Annotated in this window: 6 protein-coding genes and 1 pseudogene; 5 read left to right on the top strand and 2 right to left on the bottom strand. The window is 67.9% G+C overall.

Features of this window, described 5'->3' with window-relative positions; translation table 11 throughout:
• The first annotated feature begins 50 nt into the window (after positions 1–50).
• From QHF83_RS26035 to QHF83_RS26025, 3 genes are all read left to right on the top strand, one after another.
• Positions 51–902, top strand: coding sequence for a DNA-formamidopyrimidine glycosylase family protein (locus tag QHF83_RS26035; RefSeq protein ID WP_282420639.1), 852 nt, complete (start codon positions 51–53; stop codon positions 900–902).
• Positions 899–5599 carry a DEAD/DEAH box helicase gene (locus QHF83_RS26030; RefSeq protein WP_282420638.1) on the top strand — a complete coding sequence of 1567 codons (4701 nt, stop codon included), beginning with the start codon at positions 899–901 and terminating at the stop codon, positions 5597–5599. Before QHF83_RS26035 ends, QHF83_RS26030 begins: the two co-directional genes overlap by 4 nt.
• Positions 5600–5676: 77 nt before the next feature.
• Complete coding sequence (locus tag QHF83_RS26025) at positions 5677–6126, top strand: hypothetical protein (RefSeq protein WP_282420637.1); 450 nt, start codon at positions 5677–5679, stop codon at positions 6124–6126.
• A 161-nt stretch (positions 6127–6287) separates the two neighbouring features.
• Here the strand turns inward: QHF83_RS26025 and QHF83_RS26020 are convergent, their stop codons facing one another.
• Both QHF83_RS26020 and QHF83_RS53505 read right to left on the bottom strand, forming a co-directional pair.
• Positions 6288–6932, bottom strand: coding sequence for a hypothetical protein (locus QHF83_RS26020; protein WP_282420636.1), 645 nt, complete (start codon positions 6930–6932; stop codon positions 6288–6290).
• Between the two features lie 145 nt (positions 6933–7077).
• Positions 7078–7378: pseudogene (locus QHF83_RS53505) on the bottom strand (EamA family transporter); the annotation flags it as partial.
• 481 nt (positions 7379–7859) lie between these two features.
• On the opposite strand from QHF83_RS53505, the gene QHF83_RS26015 reads away from it, so the two are divergent.
• Together QHF83_RS26015 and QHF83_RS26010 are read left to right on the top strand one after the other, a co-directional pair.
• On the top strand, positions 7860–9143 hold the full coding sequence (locus QHF83_RS26015; RefSeq protein WP_282420635.1) for a linear amide C-N hydrolase: 1284 nt from the start codon (positions 7860–7862) through the stop codon (positions 9141–9143).
• Between the two features lie 425 nt (positions 9144–9568).
• Positions 9569–11635, top strand: a complete 2067-nt coding sequence (locus tag QHF83_RS26010) for a 5'-nucleotidase C-terminal domain-containing protein (RefSeq protein ID WP_348980470.1) — start codon at positions 9569–9571, stop codon at positions 11633–11635.
• Positions 11636–11754: the final 119 nt, after the last annotated feature.

Genomic DNA, 11754 nt, shown 5'->3' with positions numbered 1-11754 from the left:
TCCGTGCCCGCTCCCTTGTCGGACCGGCTCGCCGCTGTTACGACGGAGCCGTGCCCGAAGGCGACACCCTCCACCGCATTGCCAGCGCGCTCAGCCCGCGGCTCGTGGGACAGCCTGTGCGCTCGCTCCTGCTTCGGCACCAGTCCATCGATCGCCTGACGGGCCACCTCGTCACCAAGATCGAGGCGCGGGGCAAGAACCTGCTCGTCTTTTTCGACGAAGGCACCGTCCTCCACACCCACCTCCGCATGGGCGGCGCCTGGCATCTTTATGGCGAGAACGAGCGCTGGCGCCGGTCTCCGGCGTTCGCCACGGTCGTACTCGCCGTCCCCGGCCTTTTTGCCGTCTGCTTCCGCGCGCCCGTCGCGCGCCTCGTCCGCGCGAGCTTGCTCGCCGGTGATCCCGCCCTCGGCAGGCTCGGCCCGGACCTCATCGCCCCCGCGTTCGACGACGCCGCCGCGCTCGCCCGGCTCCGGCGCATGGGCAAGAAGGAGATCGGCGACGCGCTCATGGATCAGCAGGTCGTCGCTGGAATCGGGAACGTTTACAAAAGCGAGATCCTCTTCCACGAGCGGCTCGACCCGTTCGCCCTCGTGGAAACCCATTCCGACGAGGAGCTCGCGCGCCTGCTCGCCTTCGCCCGTCGCATCATGGTCGCCAACGCCAAAGCCAAACCCCATGCGAGCGGCCCCGGCGCGCATGACGGCCACACGCGAACGACCCGGGAGGGCGCGCGCCCCGGCGAGGGACCTCTCTCCGTCTACCGCCGCGCGGGCGAGCCCTGCTACGATTGCGGCGCCATCGTCGAAATGCGCCGCCAGGGCGAGGTGCGACGCTCCACCTATTATTGTCCTCGATGTCAGGCACCTCGACACGCGGCGCATCGGGAGGCATGCGCGTGACGCGGCCCCGCGGGAAAACCTCGAAAGGCGGCGCGCTCGCCCATTTCCACGAGGCGACGCGTACCTGGTTCCAGGGCGCCTTCCCCGGGCCCACCGAGGCCCAGGAGAAAGGCTGGCCGCCGATCCAGGCGGGCAAGTCGACCCTCCTCCTCGCGCCCACGGGCTCCGGCAAGACGCTCGCCGCGTTCCTCGTCGCCCTCGATCGACTGGTGTTTTCGGACGAACCTCCGAAAGACGCGCGCTGCCGCGTCCTTTATGTCTCGCCGCTGAAGGCCCTCGCCGCCGACGTCGAACGAAACCTCCGCGCCCCGCTCGCCGGCCTCACGAAGACCGCCGAGCGCCTCGAAATCCCGTTCCGCGTCCCCACCGTCGCGATTCGTTCCGGCGACACCTCGCCCGAGGAGCGCGCGCGCCTCGCAAAACGCCCGCCCGACATCCTCATCACCACCCCCGAATCGCTTTTCCTCCTGCTCACCTCGAACGCGCGGGAGATATTGCGCTCGGTCGACACCATCATCATCGACGAGATCCACTCGCTCGCCGCCACGAAGCGCGGCGTGCACCTCTTTTCGTCCCTGGAGCGGCTCGAAGCCCTGCGCGGCGATGGATCGCGGACCACGCGCATCGGCCTCAGCGCCACGCAACGCCCGCTCGATGAAATCGCGCGCCTGCTCGGCGGCGGCGAGATCGACGACCAGGGCAAGTTCGTCCCGCGCCCCGTCACCATCGTCGACGCGAGCGCGCCGAAATCGCTGGAGCTTTCGATTGAAGTCCCAGTCGAAGACATGACCCGCATGGGCGAACCCGGCGAGGACGCGGGGAAGGGGCCGAATGCGGATCCGGCGGCGCGCTCGATATGGCCGAGCATTCACCCGCGCCTCGTCGAGCTCGTCCGCGCGCATCGATCCACCATGATCTTCGCCAACAGCCGCCGGCTCTCCGAGCGGCTCGCGGCGGCGATCAACGAGGCCGCGGGCGCCGAGATCGCTGCCGCGCACCACGGATCCGTCGCGCGGGACGAGCGCACGCGCATCGAGGAGGCCCTCAAAGAGGGGCGCCTGCCGTGCATCGTCGCGACCTCCTCGCTGGAGCTCGGCCTCGACCTCGGCGCCGTCGATCTCGTCGTCCAGATCGAATCCCCGCCCAGCGTCTCCGCCGGCCTCCAGCGCGTCGGCCGCGCCGGCCACGCCGTCGGGGCCACCTCGCGCGGCGTCGTTTTTCCGAAGCACCGCGGCGATCTGCTCGCGTGCGCGGCCGCCACGAGCCGCATGATCGACGCCAAGGTCGAGGCCACGTTTTACCCGCGAAACCCCCTCGACGTCCTCGCCCAGCAGATCATCGCCGTCACGGCGATGGATTCGATCCACGAAGACGCCCTCTTCTCGCTCGTTCGTCGCGCCGCGCCCTTCGCGGATCTCCCGCGCGCGAGCTTCGAGGGCCTGCTCGACATGCTCTCCGGCCGCTACCCCTCGGACGAGTTCGCCGAATTGCGCCCGCGCATCGTCTGGGACCGGACGACCGGCGCGATCCGCGCCCGCGAAGGCGCCAAACGCCTCGCCGTCGTCAATGCCGGCACCATTCCCGATCGCGGCCTTTATGGCGTCTTCCTCGCCACGGAGGAGTCCGCGGGCAAACCCGGTCGTCGCGTCGGCGAGCTCGACGAGGAGATGGTCTTCGAGGCGCGCGAAGGCGAGGTCTTCGTCCTCGGCGCGTCCTCGTGGCGCATCACCGAGATCACGCACGACCGCGTCCTCGTCGTCCCCGCGCCCGGCGAGCCTGGCAAAATGCCGTTCTGGCGCGGCGATCGCGTGGGCCGCAACGTCGAGCTCGGGACCGAGATCGGCCGCGTCGCCCGCGAGATCACAAAGGCCGACGACGTAGCGGCCGAGCGCCTCCTGCGCGAAAAACACCACCTCGACACGCGCGCCGCGAAAAACCTCATTCGTTACGTCCGCGATCAGGCCGCGGCGACGGGGGAGGTCCCGAGCGATACCACCATCGTGCTCGAACGCTTCGTCGACGAGGTCGGCGACACCCGCGTCTGCATTCTCTCGCCCTTCGGCGGGCGCGTGCACGCTCCGCTCGCGAGCGCCATCGAGGAGCGTTGCCGCGCCGAGCTCGCCCTCGAAATCGAGGCCGTCTGGGCCGACGACGGCGTCGTCCTCCGTTTCCCCGAATCCGAGGGCCCGCCCGACGCGCGCCTCTTGCTCCCCGACGCCGACGAGGTCGAGGATCTCGTCGTCCGGAGCCTCGGCGCCTCCGCGCTCTTCGCCGCCCGCTTCCGCGAATGCGCCGGCCGCGCCTTGCTCTTGCCGCGCAAGCGCCCGGGCAAACGCTCGCCGCTCTGGGCCCAGCGGAAACGCGCCTCGGACCTGCTCGCCGTGGCCGCGCGGTACGGCTCGTTTCCCATTCTCCTCGAAACGTACCGCGAGGTTCTTCGTGACGTCTTCGATCTGCCGGCGCTCGTCGATCTGCTGAAGAAGATCGAATCTCGCAAGGTCCGCGTGCACGAGGTCGACACCCGCGCGGCCTCGCCTTTCGCCGCGTCGCTCCTCTTCGGGTACGTCGGCAACTTCATGTACGACGGCGATCTGCCGCTCGCCGAGCGCAAGGCGCAGATGCTCGCGATCGACCACGCGCGCCTGCGGGAGCTGCTCGGCGAGGCCGAGATGCGCGAGCTGCTCGATCCGGCCTCGATTGACGTACTCGCGCGTTCGCTCCAGCGCCTCGACGGAAAACGCCCGCTCAAGCACGCCGATCAGGTCCACGATCTCCTGCTCTCGCTCGGGGATCTCTCGCGGGACGAGATCCTCGCCCGCGCGGGGACCGACGAAGACGGCGGCGGGGCGAGTCGCGTATCCGGTTTTCTGGACGAACTCACGCGCGCGCGGCGGATTTTCGAGGTCACGATCGCGGGGGAGCGACGGTTCGTCGCATCCGAGGACGCGGGGCGCTTCCGGGACGCGCTCGGCGTCGTGCCTCCGGGGGGTTTGCCCGCGGCCTTCCTCGAACCGTCGGCCGATCCGCTCGTCGACATCGTTTCCCGTTATGCCCGGACACACGGCCCGTTCCGCGCCGAGGACGTCGCACGACGTCATGGCCTCGGCGTCGGCCCCGTGCGGGTCGCGCTCGCCACGCTCGTCGAGCGCCGCCGCGTCACGGAGGGCGAGCTCTTGCCCGGCGGATCCGGCCGCGAGTATTGCGACACCGAGGTCCTCCGCTCGCTCAAGCAACGCTCTCTCGCGCGCCTCCGCGCCGAGGTCGAGCCCGTCCCGCCCGAGGCGTACGCGCGTTTCCTTTTGGAATGGCACGGCCTCACGCGCCCGCGCCGCGGCCAGGAGGCCTTGCTTTATGCCGTCGAGCTCCTGCAAGGCGCGCCGCTCGTCGCCTCCGCGCTCGAAGCCGAGATCCTCCCGGCGCGCGTGGAGGGGTATCGCCCCGGTGATCTCGACGCGTTATGCGCCGCCGGCGAGGTCATCTGGCGCGGCGTCGAGCCCGTCGGCGATTCCTCGGGCCGCATTGCCCTGTATCTCTCGCAGGCCTATCCCTATCTCGCGCCGCCGCCCGGCAAGGCCGAGGGCGCGGTCGCCGCGCGCGTCCGCGAGACCCTCGCGCGGAGAGGTGCCGTCTTTTTCAGCGATCTTCTGCGAGAAACGGGCGGCTTCGGGCACGACGTGCTCGCGGCCTTGTGGGAGCTCGTATGGGCCGGGGAGGTCACGAACGACACGCTCGCGCCTTTGCGCTCGCTCGGCCGCGACGAAAAACGCGGTGGTCGGCGGCATTCGAGCCGCGGCGGTCTCTTCGGCGCCCGCCGCGCGGGGCCGCCCGGCAGCGAGGGCCGCTGGTCGCTCTTGCCTCCGATGGGTGAAAAAGGTCCCAGCGAAACCGAGCGCCGCGCCGCGCTCGCGCGGATTCTCCTCGATCGCCACGGCGTGCTCACCCGCGAGGCCGCGCACGCCGAGGGCCTCGTGGGCGGTTTTTCCGCCGTGTACGATGTCCTCCGCGCGATGGAGGAAGCGGGAAGGGTTCGTCGCGGCTATTTCGTCGCGGGCCTCGGCGCCGCGCAATTCGCGCTTCCGGGCGCCGACGATCGGCTGCGCTCCTTCCGCGAGCCCTCGGCCGAGGGCCGCACGCTGGTCCTCTCGGCCGCCGATCCGGCCAATCCCTTCGGCGCATCCGTGCGCTGGCCGGGCGACGATGCCGAGCCGGAGAGCGGCAATCGCGGCGCCTCGCGGCCCAAACGCGCGGCCGGCGCGCGTGTCCTTCTCCACGACGGCAAATTGCTCGCCTGGATGGGCAAAAGCGAGCGTGGGCTCCTCACGTTCCTGCCGCGCGACGAGCCCGAGCGCACCGCGGAGAGCCGCGCGCTCGCCCGCGCGCTCGCGGACCTCGTCGACGAAGGCCGCGCGCGGATCGTCCTCATCGCCACGGTCGACGGCGAACCCACGGCCCGCTCGCCGCTCGCCGATGTCCTGAAAGAAGCAGGGTTCGTCGCGACGAGCCAGGGCTTTCTCAAACGTCGAGCCGCCGCCGCGGTGCCCCCCTCGCGTCCCTTCGGCGCGCCCGGTGGCTGGGGAAGGCCCTGGTCGAGCAAACCCGCCTCGGTGACGTCCACGCCGCAAGGCAGCGAACACGCGTCGGCTCCCGATGGCGAGGACAGTGACCTCCTCGACCTCGACGACGACTTCGACGGGTGACGGCAAAAACTGGGCAGGGAAACCACGCACGTGGACGTTGATTCCGTCGCCACGGTTGCGATACTCCCCCGGTTTCCATGCATACGAGCCCTCCCGAGGACCTCCGCGACACGAACGGCGCTGATCTCACGGACTGGAAGCCGGTGGGCGAGCACCATTATCGTGTCGAGTCGACCGATATCTTCCATGTCAGATTCGCGGGCAACGTGGAAGGGCCCATCATCGAGCACCTTTACGGCCTCCAGCGGGATCTCGCCATGGCGAGCGGTCGGCCCGTCTTTCTCCTCGTCGACATCTCGAGGTTCGGAGAGTTCTCCACGGAGGCGCGCAAATTCTCCACGGCGCTCGATCCCACGGGCATCATCGCCGCGACGGGCATCTACGGCGGCAGCTTCCGGCAGCGCATGGTCATGAACATGCTCACGCGCGCCGGCACCCTGCTCCGGCCTTCGCTGCCCCCTTTGCAGTTCTTCGCCCACGAGGCCGAGGCGCGCGCGTTCCTCGACGACTGCCGCGCCCGAGCGTGAGCTCTCCGGGCGACGCCCGTCCGCTGATCCCAGGTCTTCGGGAGGGCTGGTACAGGCGCGTGACAGCGGGTGTCACGGCAACATGACAGTGTCTCGGGAGCGTGACACGCCCGAACCAAGTCCCTCGCCAGGTCAGAATGGGCACCGTGATCGGCTTCCTGTCACTCCGGCCCTCCATCCCAACCAAGCGCGGGGTAGCGAAGCCAAACCAGGTACCTGTACAAGAGAAACAGGATCACCGCCAGGCACGCCGCGAGCTTGGCGATGCGCTCGGCGTCCCAGGTCGTTTGCCCCCATGTAATGGCTGCGACCCCGCAAGCGACCACGATGAATGTGGCGGGCAGCGTTCCCTCGTACCCCGTGAAGCGGTGGGAACACGAGCGGCATTGAAACGTGAACATCGTGACGGTTTGAAAGCGGATCCGGTACGTCTCGACCTCCACGCAGACCATCGACCGACCGCAACGACGGCATTGGCGCGCCCGATCCTCGGTGGACGCAGCCTCCGTCGCGCGCTGATAAAGCGCTCTCGCGTGGTGCTGCTGGGCGCACGCCGGGCAGATCGGGTCCCCCGCTGGGGAGAGCGTCGTGTCGGACCTCAATGCGGAGGCGCCGCAATCAGAACAGGCGACCTCGTGCCGCTCCGCGACCATCTGGACGACAGCCGTCGCCATGTCCGCGTCGACCTTCCTGCCAACGAGCTCCTGCCAGATCTCGGCTTTCGACCTCCGCGCGAGGATCATGTCCTCCGCGATCTGCTTGGCCGTCGCTTCATCCGGCACCTCGTTCTTCCTGAAGGCATCCATGGCTCGCCCCTCCTCAAAGCAACCAGTGTACCAGACCACGCTTCGAGGTTTTACGCGAGAACGACTCAGCCCGATGCCCACGAGCACGAGCACCGCGCCGAGAAAAAAGCTCGGGGTGAGCGGCTCGTCGAGGACGAGCACCCCCGCCCAGCGCGGAGAAGACAGGCGCGGTGTACAGGAACACGGCCACATGCCCCGCGGTGGTATGGGGCAGCGCCAGCGCAATGAGGAAAAACTCCCCGGTGAAGAGCAAGCCGGCGAGGAGGCCTCCGCGGAGAGTGCCCTGGCCGAGACCCCGCCATGCCCCGCGCCACGTCATCAAGAGGCCCACGAACAGCGCCGCAATGCCCGAGCGCAGCGAGGCCTGGAAGGACGGGGGCGATATCCTGGGCGGCCATTTTGATCGCCACCTGCTGCAGGCCCCACAGGGCGCACAGCAGCATCATGAGGACAAAGCTGAAGGCGTCCGTCTGGCGGCGGGCGAGCGCGGGAAGGGGCGTGGGGTGCCCCACGGGCCACCCCCGCCCTGCCCACCGTGTCGCCTGCCGGACGCATCGTCGGTCTGTCCACGAAGCGGGGGAAGTTCACGTGCCCGGAAAGGCCGAGCGAAAGCAATCCTCCTGCCACCACGTGGCGGCCTCGCAGGCGCCCGGACCTTTCCCGGCGCCGTCGACATGTCGAAGCGCGGGGCGTCGACGCGTCGACGGGCGCGAGCGAGGCACGCGTTCCATCGACGCGTAGCCATCGATCGGGACGAATTCGGAGAAATACGCGCGCCTGCCGGTTCGGCACGGGGGTTGCCATTCCCTCGAGCTCCTGATCGAGCAACGGAACGACCCAACGACCAGCAGGCGCTGCCGGCCAGCTCCAACCGACGATGAGCCGTCGCGCATAGCCGGTGAATGACCACAGAAGGAGGCCCCCAAAATGTGCACGACCCTGATGATCAGCGTCCCCTCCAATCCCGGTCAGAGCCCCCCGGACACGGCGAAGACGTACGTGAGCGCGAGAGCGCTGGAGATGCCGGGGTTGATTGAGCAGAGCGTCTACGTCATGCCGAGCAACCAGTCCTGGCCGCTGCAAGCGGTCCATCCCGCCGAGGCAGCAAAGGGATGGACGACGCTCCAGTGGACCAATCCCTATGGCTTCGTGGGGATCGCCCCCTCCGGGAGCGCTTGGACATCGCTGCCGACCTTCAACGACGGCATCAACACGGAGGGATTGTCCGTCGGAGCGCTGTGGCTCGCCCCCGGTACCGAGTACCCACCCATTGGGACGCAGAAAAACCAGGTGTCTTACCTGGATTTTCCTGCGTGGATCCTCGGCAACTTCGCGTCGGTCGAGGACTTCCTGGCAGCCCTGCAGACGATCTCCGTCGTGGGGCCTGCGCCGGGAACTCGGTTCTATGTTCCGCTGCACTACATCGTGACGGACAGCACCGGTCAGAGCGCCGTCATCGAGTTCATCGGGGGCAAACCCAACGTCTACAGATGCACCAACGGCGTCATGACCAACTGGCCGACCTACGACTGGCAGATCACGAACGTCAAAAACTACTTCAATTTGACGCTCGTCGGCAGCGAGACCTCCACCACGGGTGCCGGCAATCCCGTCGGAGGCGGCCTGGTCGGGCTGCCAGGGGACTCGCTGTCCGCCTCGCGATTCGTCAGGGCAACGATCCTCTCCCAGGGCATCAGCCAGCTCCCGGCGGACGGTACGGGTTGGCTGCCGGCGCCAGGCATCTTTGCGACGACGCCGCCGTCGAAGAACCCGCCCGGCTTCGCCGGTTCAGAGCAGACTGCGGTCACCGTCGCGCTGCAGCTCACGCAGATCTGCATGGGGACGCCGTACGGGATGCTGCTGCAGACGGTGGCGAACTCGCCGGCCACCACGGGCATCCCGGCCACGACGCCGCCCTCGTACACGACCACGTACGGCGACTACACGATGTGGACGAGCGTGCGTGATCACACCAATCGCAAGTACTACTTCATGTCCGCGTTCAGCGGGATCCTCACGATGATCGATCTGAGCTCGCTGAACTTCGCCACCACACCGGCGTACCCGAACAACGCGAGCATCGCGGTCCTGCCCCAGGGGGATGCGCCGTGGCGTGTGGATGCGACGAAGCTGCTCACGCCGGCAACCAGCCTGGGCTCGGGCTCGGCGGCGCAGAGGCGGCTCCGCCCTGGCCCGGCGGGCATCGAATAAAGTCGTAATCGCTCAGCCAGGAGGACGGAGGAAACGTTCCGCGGCGCGACCTCGCGAAGTTCGGAGCGGGAAACGGTCCCGGCTGCGTCCCAGAGCAACGACCGGCTCACTTCTACCCCAAATGACGCGGCCTTGGCAGACCTGGACGAAGTCCTGCGTGTTGCCTACCCTCCAGACCTGGACAAAGTCCTTCGCGTTGCCTACCCTCCTGCGAAACGGCCGCCCTAGGCGGAGAGGGTGAGATGAGAGCTCGACTCGGAAGCCTTTTGGCGATTTCTGGGGCGGTCCTGGTGATGGGGGCGCTCGCAGCATGCGGTGACGACACGGGCGGCACGACCACGAACAATGCGAGCTCGAGCGGCTCCGGCGGCGCGGGCGGCTCCGGCGGCGCGGGTGGCTCCGCGGGCGCGGGCGGCTCGGGCGGGATGCAGGTGACCCCGGAAGGATCGACGGCGGTCGTCGCGCTGCTCGAGACGACGGATCTGCACACGAACATCCTGAGCTACGACTATTTCAAGCTGGTGGAGGACAAGGCGATCGGCCTCGAGCGCACCTCGACCCTCGTCAATCAGGCGCGCGCCGAGTTCCCGAACAACCTGCTCGTCGACAACGGCGATACCATCCAGGGCACCGTGCTCGCCGATTACCAGGCGCTCGTCACCCCGCTACCTTGTGATCAAACGCTGGCCATGTACAAGGCCATGAACCAGCTGAAGTTCGACGTGGCAGGCATTGGCAACCACGAATTCAATTACGGCCTCGCCTTCCTGTCGCAGGTGACCCATACCCCGTTCGACGTCCCGGACCTCGAGCTGAGCGGTTCTTCGGCCTGCGCGGGCCCGCTGTTCCCGCAGGTGAACTCCAACGTCTTCAGCATGAAGACGAACGAGACGCTCTTCCAGCCGTCGGTCCTCGTCACGAAGACCATCACGGCGACGGGGCCCGACGGCACGGCCGTCGAGAGCACGCTCCGCATGGGTTTCATCGACTTCACGCCCCCGCAAATCTTGAACTGGGACAAGAAGTGGCTCGAGGGCAAGGTGTTCACGAAGGGCGTGGAGGAGGTCGCCGCGCCGCTCATCGCCGATCTTCGCAAGAACGGGGCTGATCTCGTCGTCGCCATCATCCACGGCGGCCTCGACGACACGCCGTACGTGCCGTCCCTCGAGAACCAGGCATGGCACCTCGCTCACGTGCCCGGCATCGACGCGATGCTCATGGGCCATTCCCACCAGATCTTCCCCAACGCAAAGAGCACGACGCCGCAGTTCGACCTGCCCGAGGTCGACAAGGCACTCGGCACCGTCGCGGGGATACCCGCGGTCATGGCGAATTTCTGGGGCCAGCACCTCGGCGTCATCAAGCTCGGCCTGACCTACGATGGCACGAGCTGGACCGTGGACAAGACGAAGACCATCGTCGAGGCCCGCCCCATCGCGACCACGTGCGAGAACGGGCTTCCCGCCGCGTGCGATGCGATGGAGCAATGGCTCACGGGGGCGCCCTGCGCGTTCGCGACGATGTGCAACATGCAGGCGGACAAGACGAAGGTCTACGTCCCGGCCGACCCGGCCATCGCGTCGCTGCTCGATACCGAGCACCAGGCGACCATCGCTTACGTCAAGACGCCGATCGGCACGACCGACTTCGAGATGACGACGCTGTTCGCCGAGGTGGGCGACGTCGGCGCGATCCAGATCGTCAACCAGGCCCAGGCAGATTACGTCGCGTCCTACATCCAGCAAAACCTGCCCCAGTACGCGGGGCTCCCCGTCCTGTCGGTGAGCGCCCCATTCAAGACCGGTTTCCAGGGCGGGACCGATTATACCGACGTGATGGCCGGCAGCCTCGCCATCAACAACGCAGCCGACCTCTACCTCTACGCGAACACGCTCCAGGCGGTGAAGGTGACCGGCGCGGGAATCCTCGACTGGCTCGAGTGGGCGGCGACGCGCTACGCCCAGATCGATCCGACCCAGACGATGCCGCAACCGCTCATCAACCCGGCGATGCCCGGCTACAACTTCGATATGTTCACGGACACGCGTATCTCGTATGAGATCGACGTGACGCAGCCGCTGCCGCCCCTGGGCATGAAGGCGAGCGGGCGCATCAAGAACCTGATGTTCGAGGGGGCGCCCATGGACATGGGCCAGGAGTTCATCGTCGCGACGAACAACTACCGCGCGGGCGGCGGCGGCAACTTCCCCGGGCTCGACGGGTCGAAGACGATCTTCGCCGCACCCGATACGAATCGCGAAGTGCTCATCGCGTACATCAAGAAGATCCAGAACATCACGCGCGCAGACAACGGCTCCGCGCGGAGCTTCCAGTTCACCAAGGTCACGACCATGGGCCCGGTCACCTTCACCTCGGCGCAAAACGCGCTCCCGAAGGCGCAGGCCGCCGGGCTCACGAACATCTCGCTTTTGCAACAGGACGACGGGAGCGGCAAATTGTTGTCGATCTACGCCATCGACCTGAGCCAGTAAGCTCTCAATTGGGTGTGCGACGAGTCACGCTGATCGGCGGTGCGGCCCTGGCCATCACCGCCGCCCTTCTCCTCGTGTCATGGCTCGGCCGAAGTGCTCGCCGAGAGCCCGATCGCCCT

The sequence above is a fragment of the Polyangium sp. 15x6 genome (assembly GCF_029960785.1).
In the GTDB taxonomy this organism is placed as follows: Bacteria; Myxococcota_A; Polyangia; order Polyangiales; family Polyangiaceae; genus Polyangium.
Note: the sequence above shows the minus strand (reverse complement) of the source record. Positions and strands in the feature narration are given on the sequence as shown.

Bases quoted from the DNA above. Each gene is read 5' to 3' on its own strand.
- QHF83_RS26025 (WP_282420637.1), top strand. From the start codon at position 5,677: ATGCATACGAGCCCTCCCGAGGACCTCCGCGACACGAACGGCGCTGAT.
- QHF83_RS26020 (WP_282420636.1), bottom strand. From the start codon at position 6,932: ATGGATGCCTTCAGGAAGAACGAGGTGCCGGATGAAGCGACGGCCAAG.
- QHF83_RS26015 (WP_282420635.1), top strand. From the start codon at position 7,860: ATGTGCACGACCCTGATGATCAGCGTCCCCTCCAATCCCGGTCAGAGC.
- QHF83_RS26010 (WP_348980470.1), top strand. From the start codon at position 9,569: ATGCAGGTGACCCCGGAAGGATCGACGGCGGTCGTCGCGCTGCTCGAG.